This window comes from Sphaerisporangium fuscum (assembly GCF_018531465.1).
Classification (GTDB): domain Bacteria; phylum Actinomycetota; class Actinomycetes; order Streptosporangiales; family Streptosporangiaceae; genus Sphaerisporangium; species Sphaerisporangium fuscum.
Window position 1 is genome coordinate 24801 of the sequence record NZ_JAHDTF010000012.1, and the last position, 20402, is coordinate 45202.

Here is a 20402-nt window from a genome sequence, read left to right on the forward strand (position 1 = left end):
CGATGGTCGCATTTCCGGCACAGGTCACGGCGTGAGCTGGAGGGTCTGGAGGATGTGGGGCCAGGCGACCGTCCCAAGAGCAGCGTCCGCGTTCGCCGAGCCTCCGTACAGGTACTTCGCCGACTCGGGGGAAGGCGACTCCCCAGGCAGACGGGGACGATGGCCGGCGTCCCGGCTGCTGACGATGCGCGCGGGACGTCCCACGGCCAGGCGGCGGGCGGCCAGCTCTTCGGCATAGGGCAATGAGGGCCACATCTGGTCGTCCGCACCGGCCACAAGCAGCAGCTCGCAGTCCGCCCGCTCAATGGGGATGGCTGCCGCCTCCGCCGCTCGGGGGAAGCGGGCGCGGCTGCTCTCGTAGAGGGCGCGGCAAGCCGTCGGCGGGCCTTCCGGCTCCGCGGGAGACCAGGTGTCGTCATAGGGGACGAACGGCACCGGCTCGCCCCGCCACGTCCATGAAGATCGGTACGGGTGGGTACGGCCATCGAGCCCGGGGCCGACATTCGCCCAGACCATCGAGGTGGGCGACAGGGCGACCACCGCGTCGACGCGCGGATCGACTCCCGCAGTGAGCAGCGCCGCCTCGGCGCCTTTGGAAAGGCCCACGACGCCGACACGCCGCACCCCGGCGTCCACCAGCAGATCGACAGCGGTGACGAAGGTCTCCAAGGAGACTTCACAGATGCCCGGTGGTTGTCCTGGACCGCCGAACCAGCGAATCGACAACGCCACCGCGCCGTGCCGGGCCAGTAGGCGCGCCCGTTCCACGTCGATGCGTCCGCTCGAACCGGCCAGGACGAGGACCCCCACCTCGCCGTCCCCACGAGGGCTGATCATGACTCCCTCGTAGGGGCCGGCGAAAGGCTCCTCGACGATCTCCACCCGTACTTCTTATCGCAGCGGTCGCCATCGCCGGACGGCTGGGCGCCAGAAGAGACTTCAGGCGGATAGGACGGCGGTGACGGCCACGGTGGTGTAGTTCATCGTGAAATGTCCGCCCATGGCGTCGATGGCGGTGCCGACGCTCGTCAGGATCTCCGTCAGTTTGTCCGGTGGAAGCTGGGTGAGGATGCCCTGGGTGGGGAGCTGGTCCAGCCACTCGTCCCGGCTGTAGGACCGCCGCCAGTCGAACCGCCACTGCTCCGGCTCGGTGAACCCGCCCACCTGCCCGATCCCGTCGGAGGCTTTGGTGAACATCACCTGGTACGCGTCCATGGCCGACCTGGTCGACTGGTGGTTGAACGGCGAGTCGGGCAGCACCCGCTTGTAGACCGCGGCAAGGGCTTCCGCCACCTCCGGCGGAAGCTCGAACACGTGCCAGAAGAGCGCCAGCCGCCCGCCTGGGCGTAGGACCTGTGCCGCCTTGGCCGCTCCCGCGACCGGGTTCACCCAGTGCCAGGCCGTCCCGGCGATGACCGCGTCGAAGGTGCGGTCGGCGGGGTCCCAGGCTTCGAACGTCGCCACCTCGACCTCGATGCCGGTGCCCCGCGCGAAGTCGGCCATCCGCGCGTCGGGTTCGACCCCGAGCACCTTGCAGCCGGCCGCCTGGAACTGCCGGGACGCTATGCCGGTGCCGCAGCCGACGTCGAGGACGTCCGGCCCCGGGCTGGCGGCGACGATCTGCTCCACCATCGCGTCGGGGTAGTGGGGGCGGGTCCGGTCGTACCGTTCGACGTCCACGCCGAACGACTCCGCCATGTGCCGGGCGCGATGGGGTTCGGGGTCAGGAGCCTGGTTTATAGTGGGCATGCGCCCACTATAAACGGGCGCTTGCCCACTATGTCAATCTGGTGAAGCCGGGCAAGAGGAAGGAGAAGCGCGATGCCCACGGGAGTAGCTCTTCGCGACGCGCGTGAGCAGCTCTTCGACGCCGCCGAGCGCATCCTGCTCTTCGACGGGCCGAGCGCCCTGACCAGCCGGGCGGTCACCACCGAGGCGGGCTGCGCCAAAGGCGTCCTCCACCGGCACTTCGCCGACTTCGACGCGTTCCTCGCCGAGCTCGTGCTCGACCGCATCGCCCGGCTCGACGCCCAGGCCGCCGCCCTGCGCGAGTCGGCCGGAACCGGCACCGTCATCGGCAACCTCACCGGCGCACTGACGACCCTGTTCGGGTCGGTCGCCGTGGCGATCGTCAGCCTCATCATCTTCCGCGACGACCTGCGCGCCCGGCTCCGCCAGGACCGGCCGACCGGCATCCCGCTCCTGACGGAGGCCGCCGCGATGGTCGCCTCCTACCTCACCGCCGAGCGCGACCTGGGCCGCATCTCGGCCGACGCGGACATCGAGACCCTCGCCCCCACGCTGCTCGGGGCGAGCCACCTGCTCTTCGCCGACCGGAAGAGCACCCGGCCCGAGCCCGAAGCCGTCCAGAAGATCGTCACCACGGTCATCGCCCCCGTCGTACGGTGACCACAGCAGGTGATCAGCAGATCGTGCCCGGCGGCGGCAGCACTCTGTCGGTGAGGTTATGGTGCGCTCACCGATCCGGCGCCGCGCCGGCGGGCCCCGGAGGACGGGTGCGCACCTCGGCGTCCAGGTGGAACCACCCGTCGCGGCCGACCCCCGCCACCAGCCGTCCCCCCAGGGCCTCGACCCGCGTCGTCAGGTTGAGGATGCCGGTGCCCGCCCGGCCGGACGCCCCGGCCTCCTCCAACGGCTCGGCGCGGACGCCGTCGTTGCGCAGCGACAGCCGCACCACCCCGTCGTCGGACGCGCCCTCGTGCCCGAGGCTGATGGTGCAGTGACGGGCGTCGCTGTGCCGCAGAAGGTTCGTGATGCCCTCGCGCAGCACGGTCGCCAGTACGGTGCCGGCGCGCTCCGAGAGCGCGGAGAAGTCGAGCGAATCGGCCGTCACGGTCGGCTCGATCTCGGCGGCCGCGAGAATCGACTCGGCCGCCCGCAGCTCGTCCTCCAGCGACATCCGCCGGTAGCCGCTGGAGACCTCCCGCACGTCGGCGAGGGCCTGGCGAGAGATCCGCAGGACGTCCAGGAGTTCCTCGTTCGTACGCTCCCAGTTCTCCTTGCCCAGGCGGTGGGCGAGCTCGGTCTTCAAGGCGATGGTGGAAAGGCTGTATCCGAGCAGGTCGTGCAGGTCGCGGGCGAAGCGGACGCGCTCCTGTTCCACGGCCATCTGCGCCAGCGCGATGCGCGAGTGGTACACCTCCGTGACGAGTTCGGACATCCGGGTCAGTCCGTACACCACCAGCGCCGTGATCACCGTCGAGGTGGCCACGTAGGCCAGGGACAGCGCGCTCGCGTCGTAGATGGCCTGGAGCGCCACGTCTCCGACGATGACCACCGAGAAGATCGTCCAGGCGGGCCCCGGCGTGAGCACGAGAAGGGCGTTGCTGGCGACGAAACTCGGCATCGCCAGCCACCCGGGCCCCAGCCAGTGGAACGGCAGGTAGACCAGCGCGGCCTGCAGGAACAGCATCGTCAGCCGCCGCCGTGGATCGCGCCGTGACGAGGCGCGACCGAAGTGCAGTAGCTGCATGAGCAGGAGGACGACGATCAGGACGCCCCCGACGATGATCCAGACCCCCTGGGCCCGCGGTGTCGATCCGACGAACCTGATGATGTCGACAAGGGCGAAGCCGCAGAACACCACCGTGACGATGACCTTGGCCAGGCGGGGCGCCAGCCGTATCTCCCGGTGCGGCGCGCCCTGTAACCGCTGGTCATCACCCTGCTCAGAGCGCGCCTTCATCATCAGATGTCCCCCGGTCGCGACTTGACCGTCCAGAGACTAACCGATCACATAAAGTTCGACCACCGGGTAAGCCGAGAAATACCGGAGCCCATTCTGACGGGTCTTCGATATCTCTCGTCCGTGCATATCGTCCGGCAAAGCCCGGCACGAAGCGGAGCGTGCCGCCTTTCCGGAACCACGACCTCGACCAGCGGAAATCCCAGGTCCCGGCGCTCGCACAATCGCTTACAGAAGCACTGCCAGACGTTTCGGGAAGGGGCTACAAGTGACACGCGGGCAGGTACTCGGACAACCGGAGGTCACCGTCGGCGGAAAGTCGCCGCGGCCGAGCCCGGACAGGTACCCGCCCTGCTGGCGAGCCCACCTGAGGAGGATCGGGATCGGACCGCTCACATCTCGGGGTCCATCAGATGGTTCTCCCACGCCCAAACCGCGATCCCGACCCGGTTGCGCCCCCCGAGCTTGCCCTGAATGTGAGAGATGTGGCCCTTGACGGTGCTCAGCGAGATGAGCAACTCGGCGGCGATCTCCTGGTTGGTACGGCCTCGGGCGATCGCCCGGACGACCTCGGTCTCCCGCCCGGACAACGGCTGGGCCGGCCGGCGGGCCGGTGGCGCCTCGGCGACCGTCAGGTGGCGCAGCAGCCGGAGGGTGACCGACGGGGAGATCAACGCCTCCCCGGCGTGCGCGGCGCGGACGGCCTCGACGAGCAGGGTCGGTCCGGCGTCCTTCAGGACGAAGCCGACAGCGCCGCCGCGCAGCGCGCCGTAGACGTACTCGTCGAGGTCGAAGGTGGTGACCACGATCACCCGCAGCGGGTCGGGGACACCGGGCCCTGCCAGGGCGCGGGTGACGTCGATGCCGTCGAGACGAGGCATCTGGACGTCCACGAGGCACACGTCCGGCCGGAGACTCCTGGCCAGGGCGACCGCCTCGGCGCCGTCGCGGGCCTCGGCGACGACGGCGATGTCGGGCTGGTCCTCGAGGATGATCCGCAGACAGCCGCGGATCATCGCCTGGTCGTCGGCCACCAGCACCCTGATGGTCATTTCGTGGCGTCCCGGACGGGCAGGGTCGCGGACACCGACCAGCCGTTCCCCGGACGCGGGCCGGCGCGCAGCGTGCCGCCGAGGGCCTCGACGCGTTCACGCATCCCGACCAGGCCGTACCCGGCCCGGCGGCCGCGCCGCGCGAAGACCGGCGGACCGTCGTCCACGACCTCGACGGTGACCCTCTCCCCGTCCTGCTCCACGCCGACGGTGACCGAGCGGGCGCGCGGAGCATGGCGGGCCACGTTCGTCAGCGCTTCCTGGACGATCCGGTAGACCGTGCCGGCCACCCCCGGAGGCCACGCCGCCTCGTCGGCGGCCGCCCGCAGGCGTACCTCGGGTCCCCGGCCGTCGAAGCGGGCGACCAACTCGGCGAGCCCCTCGAGGCCGAGCCGGGCCGGCGCCCCGTCGCCCACGTCACGCAGCAGGCCGACGACGCGGCGCGTCGCGGCGAGCGCACCGGAGCCCGCGGCCTCGATGTCCGCCAGCGAGCCGTCCACCGTCTCGGGGTGCCTGCGCGCCGTCAGACGGGCGGCCTGGGCCCGCAGCACGATGCCGGTGACGTGGTGGGCGAGGACGTCGTGCAGTTCCCGGGCCAGCTCCAGGCGCTCGTCGCGGCGCACTTCCTCGACCACGGCCCGGCGGCGGGCGGCGATCAGCCGCGCGCACAGCCCGGCCGCGAGGGCGGCGAGCCATCCCATGACGTTCAGCACCATCACGCTCGGGACGCCTGACGTGGACGAATGCGAGGAGAGCATGCTGCCGGCCGCCACGGCCAGCCCTCCGGCCGCCACCGCGCACGCCGACGGGACCGGCAGCGTCCTGACGGCGGAGCCGACCAGCACGGCCAGGGCCACCGCCATGGCGGGGCCGGGCTCGGCCGGCAGATGGGCGAACCGGGCCGCCAGAACGGCGGCCGCCGCCACGGCGAAGCCCGCGACCGCCGCCCATGCCCGGCCGCGCCGCCGCGCCAGGGCGATCGCGCCCACCACCGCTCCGGCGGCGCAGCCGAACGGCCAGTAGTCGCCGCCCCAGCTCCCCGCGACGCGGTACGCCGTGAAGGCGAGCAGCACCACGGACACGACGGCGAGCCCGACGTCGGTGACGAGCCCGCGCACACCGCTCAACCCGGGCGACCCGGCCCACCACCTCCGGACGTCCACCCCGTCCAGCCCAGGCGACCCGGCCCGTGCGGCCCACCATTTCCGAACGCTCACGCCGGTCACGCTAGGGATCCCGGCCCGGGTGCCGCACCGGCCGAAAGTACCGTCGGCCGCCGTACGGCCCTGCTTTCGACCGATACCCGCGCCGTGCCGGGAACGCAGGATGAGGCCCCATGTCAGACGAAACGCTCTTCCCCCACGTGCGAGCGCCCAAGCCCGCGCGGCGGCGGCGCCCCGACGACTCGGACTCTGCCCCCTCGGTCCCCCCGGCCCGGCCGCTCGACCGTCCGGGCACGGGCGGCCCGAGTGGTAGCGCCGCCACCTCCGGCGGCCGGGTGCGCATCGTCGCGCTCGACGTGATCCGCGGGTTCGCCCTGTGCGGGATCCTCGTGGCCAACGTCCAGCCCATCGCGGCCGCGGGGGGCTTCGGCGACGTCCTGGCGTCGGACCGGCCGGCGAGCCAGGGGGAGATGTGGATGGGCCTGCTCGTCGAGCAGCGCTTCTTCCCGATCTTCTCCCTGCTGTTCGGCATCGGGTTCTCGCTGCTGCTCGGCTCGGCCGCGGGACGCACCGCCCGCCCGCGGCTGATGCTGCTGCGCCGGCTCCTGGTGCTGCTCGCGCTCGGCCTGGCGCACTTCCTGCTGCTGTGGCTGGGGGACATCCTGAGCACCTACGCCGTCGTCGGTCTGCTGGTGCTGCTGCCGTCGTCCTGGCTGCCCCGCTGGGCCGTCGCCGCTCTGGCCGCCGTGCTCATCCCGGCCTCGCTGTTCGTCCACGCCGACAGGTTCGTCCTGATCGCCGGACTGTTCCTGCTGGGTTCGGCGCTCGTCCGCTACGGCGTGGTCGACCGCCTCGAGCGATCGACGCGGGTGCCGGCCGTGCTGGCCCCGGCCCTGGCGGCGGGCGCGGCGCCCCTCGCATGGTGGCAGGCCGACGGCGCGAGCGGCTCGTCGTTCACCGTCGCCATGTCCGGGGCCGGACTGCTGATCGCCGGGGCGTACGTGTGCACCATGCTGGTCCTGCTCAGGACATCGCTACGGCCGGTGCTGCGGGCCGTGTTCGCACCGCTGGGGCGCATGGCGCTGACGAACTACCTGAGCGCCACCGTCCTCGTCCTGGCGATCGCCCACATCATCGGCACCTCGCCGCACACCTGGCCCCTGACGACGATTCTGCTGATCGCCGGTGCCATCCTGACCGTCCAGTGGGGATGGTCCACGCTCTGGCTGCGCCGCTACACGCAGGGCCCGCTGGAATGGCTCTGGCGCTGGGCCACCTGGGCACGCCGCCCGCCCCTGCGCCGCGGCGGTTCGTAATTCGGTTGCCGCGCGCCAGGCCGGCGCAGTACGTTCCGCCAGTCGCCCGCGTTTCGGCGGGCTCGTCGTGAAGGAGGTGTACGGCACATGCGCAGGAGCTTCTTCCAGCCGACCTCGCACCCTGCCCTGATCCACATCCCCACGACGGAGACACTGTGTCCATTGGCATCACCCCGCTGACCGACCCCGTCCGCACCCACTCCAGCCATCGCCTCGCCTGGCTGGCGTCCCACCCGGACGGGACTCCCGTCGGTTCGGCGTTCCTGCGCCTGTTCACCCGGCCGGGCCAGACCCACCGGGCCGAACTCGACCTCGCCGTCCATCCCGCCGAACGGCGACGCGGCGTCGGCACCCTCCTGCTCGCGGCCGCCACGGAGGCGGCCCGCGGCGACGGCCGGCGCTCCGTTCTCACCCAGGTCGAGGCCGGCTCACCCGGCGATCTGTTCCTGCGTGCCCGGGACTTCCGCCGGGTCCTCACCCTGACGTACGCCCGGCTGCCGCTGAAGCAGGTCGACCTGGAGGAACTCGCCGAGATCGTCGAACGGCCCCACCCCGGCTACAGGCTGGCGTCGTGGGACGGCGTGGTCCCGGACGAGCTCGCCGTGACCTTCGCCGCGTCCCGCAGAGCGATGGACGACATGCCGATGGACGACACCGACCACGGCATCGAAACCTGGGACGTCGACCGCGTCCGGGCCGTGGCCCGGACCGTCGGCGAACGCGGCGACCTGCTGCACACCGTCGTCGCCGTCGACGAGTCGGACGGCTCGATCGCCGGCTTCACCGAACTGGTCGTCCGGGGCGACGGCACGGGCGACGGCCAGCACTACGGCACGGGCGTCCTGCCCGAACATCGCGGCCACGGCCTCAGCCTGTGGATGAAGGCCGAGGCGATCCGGCAGGCGAGGGAGCGCCACCCTGCTCTGGACGGCCTGCTGACCGACACCGCCGACAGCAACCGCTACATGCGCGCCGTCAACGACAGGTTGGGCTACACGCCGACTCACCAGGTCTACGGCTACCAGCTCGACCTCTGATCCGGCCGGCGGGCTGAAGAGACGCGCTCACCGCCCACCAGCGGCCCTGCACCGTCAGGCAGGCCGTCGCTTCTCTTCAGCCCGCTGTACTTCCGCCAGTGGATGCCGCTCTCGACCTCGCCAGAGGCTGACTCCGCCGAGACGGCAGCGGCGAGCGAATTATCGTGAGCGCCACGCCCTGACGGGGTCCCGATGAATCTTTCACGCTCTTCACCCGCCGCCCCTCCCATCGGCCGTGGTCACGTCCGTCGCCCGTTACGCGGAAGGGCCGCCACCTGTTCGGCGCCGATCACCGATGCGATAGTGCGAGTACCGCCCACCAGTCCTCGACCTGTCAGCGGTCTGCAGGTTCTCCGCGACAGCGTCCCTCGTGCGATGCCCCTTGGAGGAATCGGATGCGCAAGCTACGGGCCCTACTCGTCTCCGCCGCTCTGGCCACCGGCGTACTGCTGTCCATGACCACCGCCCCCGCTCAGGCCGAAAGTATCCGGTACGCCTACTACTTGCAGTCCGACTGCTACAACGGCGGAAACCTGGGCATCCAGTGGGGCTGGTGGACCTCCTTCCGGTGCTCCTACGAGAACGGGTTCTGGTTCCTCTACGCATAAAGGCCTGCCCGGCAGGACAGGTCTTGCACCACAACCACCTACGGCCCTGCTTGTGCACGGGCGATCATCCCGGAGCCGGAGCGCCCCGCAGGGCGCTCTTGGTTCCGCCTGTGGAAACGGGTTCGGCGGTAATGCCCTTGCCTACCGGGTCCACAGGCAGAATGGGTGTCCCGCGGGATCGAGGTAGACCCGTACGTCGTCTTGGGGCTGGTGTTCGGCGAGCGTTGCCCCTGCCGCGACCGCATGGGCTCCGGCGGTGTCCAGGCTGTCTACCTCGATGTCCAAGTGCATCATCATCTGCTGATCCCCAGGACCAGCGGGCCACGTCGGCCTGACGTAAGCCGGTTCGGTCTGAAACGACAGCCCCGCCACTCCGTCGGGCGCGCGGAGCGTCACCCAGTCAGGTTCCTCCTGCTTTACCGCCCAGCCGAGCAGTCGCTGGTAGAAGGCCGCCAGGGCGCGGGCATCGGACGCACCGAGCACCGTCGCCGTCAATGTCATCCGTGGCTTGTCGACCATGCTGCCTCCCAAGATTGGAATCTACCCGCCAGACGTCTACCCAGGGCCCGGAGTCACCGGCGGCCGGGACAGGCCCCAGGCGACGGGCTGCGAGTGTGGAGACAGGACAGGTGCTCACGACCAAGTCCGGGCGCCGATCGAACCGCGTAACCTCGCGCGCTCCGTTGAGCGGATCGTCAAGGACGAGGAACTGCGGCCGATCCGGCTTCACGATCTCCGGCACACGGCCACGTCACTGCTCAAGAGGCTCGGCGTGGCCGCACGTGATGCCATGGAGATCTTTGGCCACAGCCGGATCTCGGAGACGATGGAGATCTACGGCGACGAGGAGAGCCGGGAAAGCACCATTCGTAAGGTCGATGACCTGTTTCAGGAGCCATTGCACTAAAACGCCCCGTACGTTGACCCGTACGGGGCGTTTTGGCTGGTGGGGCTACCAGGACTTGAACCTGGGACCTCTTCCTTATCAGCTCGATCACCCTGCCCGTCGAAGGGCTTCCGGCAGGCTCGGCACCGTGATGGCCGTGAGAGATCAGGAGTGGTTGTTCGGCACTGTTGCCGTCAACGCTGCCGTCACTCCTCGACGTGCCCAGCCGTCGCCTGGTTCTCCCCCGTCCTCCTCGTAGCTGCCGATCCCCAGGGCGAGGCCGCCGTGTCAAGGGTCAACGAAGTTGATCGCGAAGCGACGCCGAAGGCGCCCTTGACTCGGTGGCCTCAACCGGGACACTCGATCAGCGAGGAGGACGGTGGAGACACTTTCAGGACATGACGTTGTGGAGCAGGAGTGCCAGGCCAGAGCCGGCACCGACCCCGGCGCCCACATTCACGCTTGCGGCACCGACCATGATGCCGACTGCTGTTGAGATTGCGAGTATGAGGACCCATCGCTGGGGAAGCGTTTCGGGCTTCGGAGCCGGTTCCTGCTTCTCCCCCTTGGAGCGTCCCGGTAGTCTCACGTTCGTCCTTCCTTGTTTGACCGCTTGGGTGGACATGAGAGCGGCTCCCTGTTGGCGCAGGGGGCCGTTCGTTTTTGAACGACCTTCTAGCTCTCAGATCAACGCATGGGCTGATCGATACGACAGTGTGTCCGGTCCAACCGGTAGAGGCAACGCGTCCTGTCGATAACGCTGTGGATAACGTGTGCCGTTCTTGGGGACGGGTGTGGACAAATTGGGGACATCCCTGTGGAAACTACTCTTCGCAGTCAAGTCGCACCATCGGCGATCAGGCTAAATGCCCTTCCCGAGCTGTGGAGAAAAGAAAGTTTGTCCGACAGGTCGAACTCCAGGGAAGAGTGGCAAGGGGAGCCGTCGACGATTACACCCAGGACTGCATGTACTGCGTCTGTGCGGCGGCGCGTCCCTGGTCGGCGGGGGCGGCTTGGTGCGGCGGGCGCTGTGTACGGCGGGCGGCCCGGAGTCCCGCCGCCGGTCGGGACCGGCGTCCACGCCGCACGCCCGGCCGGGCGGAGCGGGCGGCGGGCCGTGCGGCGGCGCGGAGCGCCGTCGCCTTGATACCTAAAAGCACAATTCGGCAAGATCCGCGCTGAGCATCGGTGCACCTCGGGTGGGCGATGGTAGAACGCTCGATGTGGAGGAACGGCGAGGACGGCTGCGTGAGCTGGGCGAGTTGGTTCGGCGGTTGCGCAGGGATGCGGGGCTGACGGGTAAGGAACTGGCTCAGCGTGCAGGCGTAGGGCAGTCGACGATCTCGCGGATAGAGACCGGCGGGCTCCTGCCGACTCCGGAGACGGTGGAGCGGGTGTCGGATGCGCTGGGCCTGGGGCTGGCGGAGCGGGTAGAGCTGGATGCGCTGGTTGCTCGGCTGCGGGATGAGGTTGCGCGGCTTCGTGGCGGTCTGGCTGGTCGGGAGTCGGCCGATGCTGCGCGTGTGCGGGCTGCTCGTGAGATCGCGTGTTTTTCTTCGGCAATGATCCCGGCGCTGTTGCAGACGGCGGAGTATGCGCGGTTGGCGTTAACGGTCGGGCGTGCGGTGGATGAGGAGGACGCGGCCAAAGCTGCGGCGATCCGCGTGCAGGGGCAGGCGGTGCTGTTCGAGGAGGGGCGTCGGTTCTCCTTCGTCCTGACCGAGGGAGCGGTGCGGACGTGGCCGGGGTCGCCGTCGTTGATGGTGGCTCAGCTTGATCGGCTGGCTCAGGTGTCGACGCTGGGGCATGTGCGGCTTGGTGTGGTGCCGTGGTCTGTGGAGGTGCCGGCCTTTCCGCTACATGGGTTCGCGGTCTTCGATGGGGCGGTGTCGGTCGCCGAGGTGATCACGGGTGAGGTCGTGGTGACCGAGCAGGCAGAGGTGTCGGCTCACCGTGAGGTGTTCGATGCCTTCGCGGGGGCGGCGGTGTATGGGGATGAGCTGCGGAGCCTGCTGGCAGATATCGGGACGGATTTCCGCAAGTTGACGAGCCGTTCAGAGAACTGACGCATTTATGCGTCGAATTCCTTGAGGCGTTGCTAGCGCTGGTCATACGCTGCCGTCGTGGTCGTATAGCCCCCTAGACGACGGAGCGCTTCCATGACCCCATGGCGCATGTCTCGATCCTTCCTGTCCTCTCCCCCGTCGGTGACGGAAGCTCGCCGGTTCGTGACCGCGTTCCTCTCCGGATGGCCGGTGGTGGATACGGCGGAGCTGATCGTGAGCGAACTGGCGACGAACGCGATCCGGCACTCGGCCAGTAAGAGGTTCGGCGGCCGGTTCTACGTCGGGATTCAGGCTCATCACGATCGCGTGTGGCTCGGCGTCAGCGATGAGGGCGGTTCGGGCGCTCCCGCGATGCTGTCGCCGGACGAGGAGCAGGAGGGTGGGCGTGGGCTGCTCCTGGTGGCGACGCTGGCCGACTCCTACGGTGTCCGCGGGGACGAGAACGGACGCACCGTGTGGGCGGTGATGCTGGTCGACACCGCTACTGCTTCGCCGACTCCGCTCCCTGGCGCTGGGGCGTCGAGTGCATGACGAGTGCCTTAGCCCTCACGTACCGCTTGCGCAGGCCGGTTGCGAACGGCTCGTCTGGCTCCCGCCGGCGAACGCGACCCGCGTACGGGTCGTGGCCTGGACGTGTGAATGCCGCGCTGTCTTCTTCGAGCTGTGTCACGCGGGCGGCATGGCGTTCATCCGCCGAACCGTGCAGAGATGGCCTGGGCTGGAGATCACGGAGACCCATCGCATGTGTGTCGCGCAAGGCCGTGAACTGTGGGCGGCCATCCTCTCCGGCTCGGCTCGATGAGGGGACGCGATGAGTCCCCGAGGAGTTCCTAACCGGCGCTCAGCGATCCGCGCGGTCAGCTATCGAACCGGCGAGAACCTTGAACCCTTCCTGTCGAGGGGGATATACGCCGTTTTGTCCAGGGGCCTAGACTTGGTGGGCTTGGACAGAGGAGCCGACATGCAGACCAGCAACGTGGACCGTATCGCCGCGATCGACGACCCTTTCCTGTTGCTGCGTGCTGCCACCGAGCAACTCAACCTTGCGCAGCAGGAGGTGACCGAGCTGGCTCGCCTACGTCGGCGGGTGATTCAGGAGCTGCACGCGCAAGGCATGTCCTATGCGCAGATCGCCGAGAAGGCCGGCCTTTCGCGCGGGCGTATCCACCAGATCCGTCACACCGGTCCGGCTCCAGAGGGCGCGTTCCTGGGCACGGGCACGATCACGATCGCCACGCCGCTCAAGCAGGACGCGATCAAAGCCCGTCCGGTCGTGGCGATGGAAGACGTCACCGCAGGCAAGCGGCTGGAAGACCTGGCGCGCGGCTTCGGCCTGGCCGTCGAGCTGGAACACGTCCCCCTCGGCGGAGAGATCGACCTCAACCGGCCAAACCTCATCGTCATCTGCGGGCCGCGTCTGTCGCCGATCATGGGCGCGCTCTATGAGTCCGATCCGGTACTGGAGTGGGTCAAGGCTGACGACGGACCGTGGACGCTGCACGACAGCCGCACCGGGAACACCTACCGGTCGGGGGAGGACAGCACCCCTGCCAGCAACGTGGATTACGCCTACCTCGGGCGCCTCGGCCGGCCGGACGGGCAAGGCAACGTGCTGGTCTTCACCGGTATCCACCCGCAAGGAACCCTCGGCGTGGTCAGCCTGATCGTCGGCGAGATCAACACGCTGTGGGGGCAGGTGTCCGACAAGCGGTTCTCCACCGTGGTGGGGGTGGAGTACGACCCGGCGACGGGGGAACCGGTGAAGGCGGAACTTGCCAGCCCGCTCTACCGGCACGAGGAGTCCTGACGTGCGCGTCACCTTCGCCACCGAGCCCGCCAGCTCGACGCGGCCGAACGAGGATTTCGTGGCGGCGACCGCTGATGCCGTGGTGCTCCTCGACGGTGCGGGCACGCCTGCCGGGTCGGAATCTGGCTGCTCGCATGGGGTGGCCTGGTACTCCCGCATGCTGGGGTCGACGTTGCTCGCCTCGATGACGCAAAGCGCCGACCCCCTGGCCGAGACCCTCGCCGAGGGCATCAAGGCCGTGACGTCCATGCATGACTTCACCTGCGATCTGTCCCACGCCGGGTCACCCTCGGCCACGGTCGTCATGCTCCGCCATGCCGGTGACGTGCTGGAATGGCTCGTCCTGGCTGACTCGGTCCTGGTCCTGGACGTGGGCGACACGGCCGAGCCGATGGTGATCTGCGACGACCGCGAGGCGCAGATCGGAGCGCGCTACCGCGCCCGCATGGATGCTCTGCCCGGCGGGAGTCCTGAACACGCGCAGGCTCATCGCGAGTACGTCGAAGGGCTACGGCATCACCGCAACCGTGACGGGGGGTTCTGGGTCGCATCAGTTGACCCCCTCGCCGCCGAGCAGGCCCTTACCGGCAGTGTCCCCGCCGACCGTGTTCGCGCGGCTGCTCTGCTCAGCGATGGAGCCTCTCGTCTGTTCGATAGGTTCCACCTGGCCACATGGCGCGAGGGCCTCGGCATCCTTGGCGAGCATGGCCCGGCCGGGCTTATCGGGCGGGTGAGAGAGGCTGAGCGCTCGGATCTCGACGGTAGGCGCTGGCCTCGGGGCAAGACATTCGATGACGCGACGGCCGCGTATGCGATCGTGAACAGCTCCGGCTGAGACAGCCTCAAACTCGCCTCGTCGACCCCCCTAGACAGAATCTTGCCGTAGCGTTTACTCTTTCATGCATAGCCCCCTAGACAGTTCGCCTCGGCGAAGGCGCCGTAGCTGTCTAGGGGGGTGGACGGGAGAGTGAAGATGTCAATCCCTCGCGCGTTCCGCGTGGACTTCGGCGAGATGTTCCCGCACGGCTGCTACATGGTGGGTGAGGTCGAGCAGGTCAAGGACTTCGAGGCGTCGACGGCGAGTAAGCCGGTGTGGGCGCGGGACAAGGACACCGGTGACTTCGTCTGGCAGGTCACGGTGGTGGACTGTGACCCCGAGGCCCGCGAGAAGATGGTGAAGATCAAGGTCAGTTCGGCGGTTCAGCCGGTTCCTCCGGCGCCGCTTCAGGGCCTGCCGTTCATCCCGGTCGAGTTCGACGGCCTCACCGTCACGCCGTGGCTGAACGGGCAGCGGATCGCCTACTCGGTTAGGGCGCGCGACATGCGGGCACCTCGGGCTGGCGCTTCGGTCTCCAAGCCCGCCGCGAGCGCCAAGGACGCGGCGTGATGGGCGGGCGGGTCAACGGATCCTGGCAGACCACCGCGTTACACGTGGACGGTCGGGGCCGGTCGGCGTGCTTCGTCTACCCGCACCGCACGCCGATCTTCGAGGTGTCGGCCGGTAACTCGATCGTCAAGGTCACCTTGCACGCCAACCGGGTCGACTACGCCTCGCTGCTGTTCGCCCGTGAGCTGGCCGAGCAGGCGCGGGCCTTCGCCGAGGAGGTCGAACGGCTGCACCACATCCAGAACACCCGCAAGACCAGGCGAGAGGAGAGCAGGGCGTGAGCGGCTACAGCTACACCACGATCAGGATGGAACCGGGCGAATCGCCTCGGGTGGGGGTAAGCATCTACCCCGACGAGACCGCCATGGTCCGCTACTTCCCGTCTCGGGACACTCCGGCGGCCTTCATCGGTATCGACTTCGCCGACTCTCAGATCAGCATCGGGTTGACCCGCGACACGACGGTGACCGACGTCCAGGTGAAGTTCGCCCGTGAGCTGGTCGACGCTGCGGCGGCCTTCCTGGCCGGCTGCGAGCGGCTGCGCGACGAGCGGGTCGCCGGCGGTTCCTCCGAGCAGGCGACGCCCGGCAAGGCTGCCTGACCGGATTTTCGAGCGGGGCCGCTGGAAGCGGCAACTTCCGGCGGCCCCCGGATCTCTCCCTACACCGCATGTGATGAGAAGAGGCGTTCAGTTTATGCTGCGCAAACTCCCCGGGGACTACACCCGCGACATCGTCTCCACCGTCCCCGACTCCCTCGTCTTCCGCCCCGTGGTGGTCAACACCCCAGCCATCTTCACGATCCTCGCGATGCTGTTCCGCGCCATCGCGGGCCTGGTCAAGATGGTGTGGCGGCACCCGATCGCCTGCCTGACCGTCGCCGCCCCGGTTGCCCTGGCCGTGACGGTCGGCTGGCGTCTCGCCCTGGTGCTCTTCGTCGCTACCGTCTCGGGATTGGTGGCGTGGCGGCTGACTGATCCGTGGTCCTTCAACGTCTGCGTCGGGTTACGGCTTCGCGCCTGGTGGCGGTGGATGTGGATCTACCGGCGCCACTGGCAACCGGTCATGGTCGTATCCGGCCTGGCCAAACACCTCGGCGGCCGCGAATACCTGCCCCGCCTGGTCAAAGTCACCTGCACCGATACCGCCGACGTCGTGCGGGTCAAGATGCTGTCCGGCCAGTCGGTCGCCGAGTGGCAGGAGCGGGCCGACAACCTCGCACATGGCTTCAGCGGGATCGAATGCCGCGTCCAGCTCGACAAGCCCGGCCGCGTAACCCTGCTCTTTCCTCGGCGTGATCTGCTCGCCACCCCGATATCCGCGCTGCCCATGTGGGGCGATGTCCGCGTGTCGGAGGTGCCGATCGGCCTGCGCGAGGACGGCTCGGCCTACCTGCTCAAACTGCACGGCACTCACGTGCTGGTGGCCGGCGCCACAGGGTCCGGCAAGGGCTCGTGGCTGTGGTCGACAATCCGCGGCTTACTCCCCGCCAAGCGAGCACGGGTGGTGGAGATCTGGGCGCTTGACCCCAAGCTCATGGAGCTGTCCTACGGCCGCGACCTGTTCAACCGGTACGCCGCCACCCCCGAAGCCTGCGCCGAGCTCCTCGAAGCGGCCGTGAAGGTCATGCAGGAGCGGGCGGCACGGTTCGCGGGCGTCCAGCGCAACCACGTCCCAACGGTCGAGGATCCGTTCGTCCTGCTGATCGTGGATGAGGTGGCGTTCCTTACCGCCTACCAACCCGACCGAAAGCTCAGGGAGCGCATCACGTCCGCGCTGGCGACATTGACGACTCAGGGCCGGGCGGTCGGCGTCGGGGTCCTGGCGGCGCTTCAAGACCCGCGCAAGGAGGTCCTGACCATCCGCAACCTGTTCCCGGACAAGGTCGCTCTGCGGCTGGATGAGTCGCCTCAGGTGGATCTCGTGCTCGGCGACGGGGCACGCGATCGGGGAGCGTTGGCCGATCAGATCTCCTCGGACCCGGCAACGGGCGCGGGGGTGGGATATGTGCGGTTGGAAGCCTCCCCCGAACCGGTGCGCGTCCGCGCGGCCTACGTCTCCGACGCCGACATCCGCGCCATGGTCGCCGAGTACGCCGAGACGGGTGATGCCCGATGAGCCTGGTTCACCTGCTCGACGGCCTGCGGTGCGAGGTGTGCCGGTGCCTGGATGTGCTGTGGCTGGATCCGGTGCGGGGCCTGGTCGAGTGCCGCGAATGCCACCAGATCGCACTCACCCTCCCGGCCGTCGACGAGGGTGAGGCCGCGTGACCAACCCCAACGACCGCAACATCCCCCGCGCCGTACGAGCCGCAATGCCGCTGGCCATGGACGTGATCGAAGAGGCGTGCAAGGCCAACGGGGTCTGTCTCCGCCCCGTGGTGCTCAAGCGCATCGACACCGCCACCGGCAAGGCCGAATACGTCAACGTCCCCTGCGGCGCCACTCTCGAAGCCAAGTGCGAGCCGTGCGCCAAACGGGCCGTGCAGCTCCGCAAGGCCCAAGCCCGCGAGGGCTGGCACCTGGAAGACGAACCCGTCGCCGAACGCGACCAGCCCACCGACCGTCAGCTCTGGCTCGTCGAAGAACGCGCCGACGCCGAAGAACTCCGGGAACTGGCCGAGCAGGCCGGCGGGGACCTGGCCGTGTGGGACGAGGTCATCACCGACCTGGAAAACCAGCTCGCCGAGTCCGGGGTACGGGGCAGCGTCCTGCCCGGTGAAAGCAAGCCTCGCCGGGTCCGCTCGACTCGTCGCCGCCAGGACGCGCCCGACCTTCCCAAGCGGCAGCGGGAGAACCGCACCGTTGGACGCACCTACACCGCCCCGGACGGCACGGTGTACCGGCCGTCGCTGTTCATCACCCTCACCTGCGACACCTACGGCAAGGTCCGCCACGACGGCACCCCCGTCGACCCCGCGACCTACGACTACGTTCGCGCCGCCCGCGACGCGATCCACTTCCCCAAGCTGGTCGACCGGTTCGTGCAGAACCTCCGCCGCGTCGCCGGATACGACGTGCAGTACTTCGCCACCGTGGAGCCTCAAAAGCGGCTGGCTCCTCACCTGCACATGGCCGTGCGGGGGACGATGCCCAAAGCGGACGTGCGAGCCGTTGCGGCTGCGACCTATCACCAGGTGTGGTGGCCGTCGTGTGATGAAGTCCGGTTCGAGGGCGAGCACCTGCCCGTGTGGGTCGGCGACGAGAACGCCGACGAGCGGGAGGACGGGCAGGCCGGCGACTACCTCGACCCCGAAACCGGCGAAGTCCTCCCCACCTGGGAACAAGCCCTCGACCTGCTCGACGCCGACCAGGACGCCGAACCCCTGCACGTGGTCCGCCTCGGCCCCCAGATCGACATCCAGGGCGTCTTCGCCGGATCCCCCGGCACCGACAAAGGGCTCTACTACCTGACCAAGTACCTCACCAAATCACTCTCCGACTGCTACCAGGCCACCAACGACGCCCAGCGAGCGCACCTGGAACGGCTCATGAACGTACTCCGCTACGAGCCCTGTGCGCCGACCTGCCCGAACTGGCTGCGCTACGGCATCCAGCCCAAGGGCGCCAAGCCGGGCATGCGGCCCGGGGCGTGCCGGGGCAAGGCGCACAAGCCCGAACACCTCGGTTACGCCGGACGCCGCGTCCTGGTCTCCCGCAAGTGGTCCGGCAAGACCCTCGCCGAACACAAGCAAGACCGCCGGGCCTGGGTCCTGGAACAACTCGGCCTTTCGGCAACCAACGACCAGGCCGAACCCGTCGACCCCTACCGGTACATCTGGCGACCGGTCACCTCAACCGATCGCGGCGTACCCCCTCGGGCCAAGCGGCTCCTGGATGAGCTGGGCAAACGCCACCAATGGCGGGCGGCACTCAAACAAGCCCAAGCCCGAGCAGACGGGCACCCCATCGAAGAACTTTCGGCAATGCAGGAGGCGGCGTGAACGTGGCTCCCCTGGAACGGCGGCTTCTCAAGGTGCCGGAAGTGATGGCACTCCTCGGGCTGAGCCGCTGGCAGGTCTACAACCTGATCCGGTCCGGAGAACTGGAGTCGGTGACGGTCGGCCGTAGCCGGCGGGTGCCCGTGGCGGCCCTGGATGACTTTGTGTGCCATCTCAGAGAGGAAGCGGCGTAATGGCAAAGACGACGTCCGGCGTGGCGGAAGACCCCCGGCGCAAGCGGGCGAGCAAGCGGGCCAACGGTGAGGGCACGATCTATCAGCGCAAAGACGGCCGGTGGGAGGGCGCTGCCTTCGTGTTGGCCTCAGACGGCACATACAAGCGGGTCCGCAAGTACGGCAAGACTCGTGAGGAGGTGCACGGCAAGCTCGTCGAGCTGCAAGACCGATCTCGGCGCGGGATGCCCGTGTCGGATCGTCCGTGGAAGCTGGGGGAGTACCTGGACTATTGGCTGGAACACGTCGCTCCTCTGCGGCTGCGCGCGACCACTTATGCCAAGTACGAGACCATGGTCCGGCTCTACCTCAAGCCTGGTCTCGGCAAGCAACGCCTCGACCGGCTGCGCGTCACGACCATACAGACCTACTTGAATCGGCAACTCAGCGCGGGGCACTCGGTCGCCACGGTCTACGCCATGAAGGTCACCCTGAGTGCCGCCCTGACTCGGGCCATGCGTGAGGAGCTGATCCCCACGAATCCGGCTCGCCTGGTCACCCTGCCGTCTGAGGCCCCCTCGACCAACCGGCCGTGGTCGGCGGAGGAGGCGCGGCGGTTTCTCTCGCTCGCTAAGCCCTTGCCGTACTACCTGCCGTTCGTCTTCCTCCTCCTGTACGGCCTGCGCCGTGGCGAAGTGCTCGGCATCGGCTGGGATGACGTGGACCTGGACGAGAACACGATCCGGATCGCCTGGCAGATCCAGCGGATCAAGGGGAAGCTCGTCCGGGTGCCCGTGAAGACCAACGCCGGACGCCGGACTCTGCCGCTGGTGCCATTCGTCCGAGATGCGCTGATCGAACACGCCGCGCTCCAGGCGAACGCCAAGCGCAAGGCTGGCGAGGACTGGCAGGAAAGCGGGCTGGTGTTCACCTCACGGACCGGTGGCCCGATCGAGCCACGTAACCTCGGCCGGGCCTTTGAACGGCTGATCGATGGTCAGGGCCTGCGCCGGATCAGGCTGCACGACCTCCGGCACACGACGGGGACGCTGCTCAAGAATCTGAAGGTCTCCCCCCGCGATGCGAAAGAGATCTTGGGGCACGCGCGGATCTCGGTGACGATGGAGATCTACACGCACGGCGACCAGGACAGTCACAGAGAAGCGATCGGCAAGATCTCGGGAGAGCTGTTCGGAGACGGAATCAGGTGACGTTGCCGTCCCCGTTGCCGTCAAAGGCCCTATTCCGTGATCGGAATAGGG

At 68.7% G+C, this 20402-nt stretch carries 23 protein-coding genes; 17 read left to right on the forward strand and 6 right to left on the reverse strand.

Annotated elements, in window-relative coordinates; all coding sequences use genetic code 11:
* Window positions 1-24: 24 nt before the first annotated feature.
* Both KIK05_RS15270 and KIK05_RS15275 read right to left on the reverse strand, forming a co-directional pair.
* Window positions 25-882: an acyl-CoA thioester hydrolase/BAAT C-terminal domain-containing protein gene (locus tag KIK05_RS15270; protein WP_214411375.1), complete on the reverse strand. Its 858-nt coding sequence runs from the start codon at window positions 880-882 to the stop codon at window positions 25-27.
* 57 nt (window positions 883-939) lie between these two features.
* Window positions 940-1749, reverse strand: a complete 810-nt coding sequence (locus KIK05_RS15275) for a class I SAM-dependent methyltransferase (RefSeq protein ID WP_214411376.1) — start codon at window positions 1747-1749, stop codon at window positions 940-942.
* A 72-nt stretch (window positions 1750-1821) separates the two neighbouring features.
* On the opposite strand from KIK05_RS15275, the gene KIK05_RS15280 reads away from it, so the two are divergent.
* Entirely contained in the window at window positions 1822-2409 is a 588-nt protein-coding gene (locus tag KIK05_RS15280) for a TetR/AcrR family transcriptional regulator (protein ID WP_214411377.1), read from the forward strand.
* A 67-nt stretch (window positions 2410-2476) separates the two neighbouring features.
* Here KIK05_RS15280 and KIK05_RS15285 read toward each other — a convergent pair whose 3' ends face one another.
* From KIK05_RS15285 to KIK05_RS15295, 3 genes are all read right to left on the reverse strand, one after another.
* The gene (locus tag KIK05_RS15285; RefSeq protein WP_214411378.1) at window positions 2477-3706 is read right to left on the reverse strand and encodes a sensor histidine kinase; all 1230 of its coding nucleotides are present in this window, start codon (window positions 3704-3706) and stop codon (window positions 2477-2479) included.
* A 392-nt stretch (window positions 3707-4098) separates the two neighbouring features.
* The gene (locus KIK05_RS15290; RefSeq protein WP_214411379.1) at window positions 4099-4758 is read right to left on the reverse strand and encodes a response regulator; all 660 of its coding nucleotides are present in this window, start codon (window positions 4756-4758) and stop codon (window positions 4099-4101) included.
* Window positions 4755-5975, reverse strand: coding sequence for a sensor histidine kinase (locus KIK05_RS15295; protein ID WP_308249929.1), 1221 nt, complete (start codon window positions 5973-5975; stop codon window positions 4755-4757). The genes KIK05_RS15290 and KIK05_RS15295 overlap by 4 nt, the downstream gene beginning before the upstream one ends.
* Window positions 5976-6094: 119 nt before the next feature.
* Here KIK05_RS15295 and KIK05_RS15300 point away from each other — a divergent pair, with 119 nt between their 5' ends.
* From KIK05_RS15300 to KIK05_RS15310, 3 genes are all read left to right on the forward strand, one after another.
* Window positions 6095-7237: a DUF418 domain-containing protein gene (locus KIK05_RS15300; protein ID WP_214411380.1), complete on the forward strand. Its 1143-nt coding sequence runs from the start codon at window positions 6095-6097 to the stop codon at window positions 7235-7237.
* A 155-nt stretch (window positions 7238-7392) separates the two neighbouring features.
* Window positions 7393-8274 (forward strand): GNAT family N-acetyltransferase, encoded by an 882-nt coding sequence (locus KIK05_RS15305; RefSeq protein WP_214411381.1) that lies wholly within the window; start codon window positions 7393-7395, stop codon window positions 8272-8274.
* 395 nt (window positions 8275-8669) lie between these two features.
* Window positions 8670-8882, forward strand: coding sequence for a hypothetical protein (locus KIK05_RS15310; protein ID WP_214411382.1), 213 nt, complete (start codon window positions 8670-8672; stop codon window positions 8880-8882).
* Between the two features lie 141 nt (window positions 8883-9023).
* Here KIK05_RS15310 and KIK05_RS15315 read toward each other — a convergent pair whose 3' ends face one another.
* Complete coding sequence (locus tag KIK05_RS15315; protein WP_250562849.1) at window positions 9024-9401, reverse strand: VOC family protein; 378 nt, start codon at window positions 9399-9401, stop codon at window positions 9024-9026.
* Between KIK05_RS15315 and KIK05_RS15320 the strand changes: the two genes are divergently transcribed.
* The 13 genes from KIK05_RS15320 (at window position 9400) to KIK05_RS15380 (ending at window position 20351) form a co-directional block, all read left to right on the forward strand.
* Complete coding sequence (locus tag KIK05_RS15320; protein ID WP_250562871.1) at window positions 9400-9789, forward strand: tyrosine-type recombinase/integrase; 390 nt, start codon at window positions 9400-9402, stop codon at window positions 9787-9789. The genes KIK05_RS15315 and KIK05_RS15320 overlap by 2 nt on opposite strands.
* 1202 nt (window positions 9790-10991) lie before the next feature.
* The gene (locus KIK05_RS15325; protein WP_214411384.1) at window positions 10992-11834 is read left to right on the forward strand and encodes a helix-turn-helix domain-containing protein; all 843 of its coding nucleotides are present in this window, start codon (window positions 10992-10994) and stop codon (window positions 11832-11834) included.
* 93 nt (window positions 11835-11927) lie between these two features.
* Entirely contained in the window at window positions 11928-12365 is a 438-nt protein-coding gene (locus tag KIK05_RS15330) for an ATP-binding protein (RefSeq protein ID WP_214411385.1), read from the forward strand.
* A 430-nt stretch (window positions 12366-12795) separates the two neighbouring features.
* Window positions 12796-13641 carry a sigma factor-like helix-turn-helix DNA-binding protein gene (locus tag KIK05_RS15335; protein WP_250562850.1) on the forward strand — a complete coding sequence of 282 codons (846 nt, stop codon included), beginning with the start codon at window positions 12796-12798 and terminating at the stop codon, window positions 13639-13641.
* Window position 13642: 1 nt separating this feature from the next.
* Window positions 13643-14476, forward strand: coding sequence for a protein phosphatase 2C domain-containing protein (locus tag KIK05_RS15340; protein WP_214411386.1), 834 nt, complete (start codon window positions 13643-13645; stop codon window positions 14474-14476).
* A 138-nt stretch (window positions 14477-14614) separates the two neighbouring features.
* Window positions 14615-15028, forward strand: coding sequence for a plasmid replication, integration and excision activator (locus tag KIK05_RS15345; protein WP_214411387.1), 414 nt, complete (start codon window positions 14615-14617; stop codon window positions 15026-15028).
* Complete coding sequence (locus KIK05_RS15350; RefSeq protein WP_214411388.1) at window positions 15028-15309, forward strand: hypothetical protein; 282 nt, start codon at window positions 15028-15030, stop codon at window positions 15307-15309. Before KIK05_RS15345 ends, KIK05_RS15350 begins: the two co-directional genes overlap by 1 nt.
* The gene (locus KIK05_RS15355) at window positions 15306-15629 is read left to right on the forward strand and encodes a hypothetical protein (RefSeq protein ID WP_214411389.1); all 324 of its coding nucleotides are present in this window, start codon (window positions 15306-15308) and stop codon (window positions 15627-15629) included. Before KIK05_RS15350 ends, KIK05_RS15355 begins: the two co-directional genes overlap by 4 nt.
* 73 nt (window positions 15630-15702) lie before the next feature.
* The gene (locus tag KIK05_RS15360) at window positions 15703-17145 is read left to right on the forward strand and encodes an FtsK/SpoIIIE domain-containing protein (RefSeq protein ID WP_250562851.1); all 1443 of its coding nucleotides are present in this window, start codon (window positions 15703-15705) and stop codon (window positions 17143-17145) included.
* Complete coding sequence (locus KIK05_RS15365) at window positions 17142-17297, forward strand: hypothetical protein (protein ID WP_214411390.1); 156 nt, start codon at window positions 17142-17144, stop codon at window positions 17295-17297. Before KIK05_RS15360 ends, KIK05_RS15365 begins: the two co-directional genes overlap by 4 nt.
* Window positions 17294-18970 (forward strand): replication initiator, encoded by a 1677-nt coding sequence (locus KIK05_RS15370; protein ID WP_372455591.1) that lies wholly within the window; start codon window positions 17294-17296, stop codon window positions 18968-18970. Before KIK05_RS15365 ends, KIK05_RS15370 begins: the two co-directional genes overlap by 4 nt.
* On the forward strand, window positions 18967-19161 hold the full coding sequence (locus KIK05_RS46915) for a helix-turn-helix domain-containing protein (RefSeq protein WP_308249930.1): 195 nt from the start codon (window positions 18967-18969) through the stop codon (window positions 19159-19161). The genes KIK05_RS15370 and KIK05_RS46915 overlap by 4 nt, the downstream gene beginning before the upstream one ends.
* Window positions 19161-20351 carry a tyrosine-type recombinase/integrase gene (locus tag KIK05_RS15380; RefSeq protein WP_214411392.1) on the forward strand — a complete coding sequence of 397 codons (1191 nt, stop codon included), beginning with the start codon at window positions 19161-19163 and terminating at the stop codon, window positions 20349-20351. Before KIK05_RS46915 ends, KIK05_RS15380 begins: the two co-directional genes overlap by 1 nt.
* The last annotated feature ends 51 nt before the right edge of the window (window positions 20352-20402 follow it).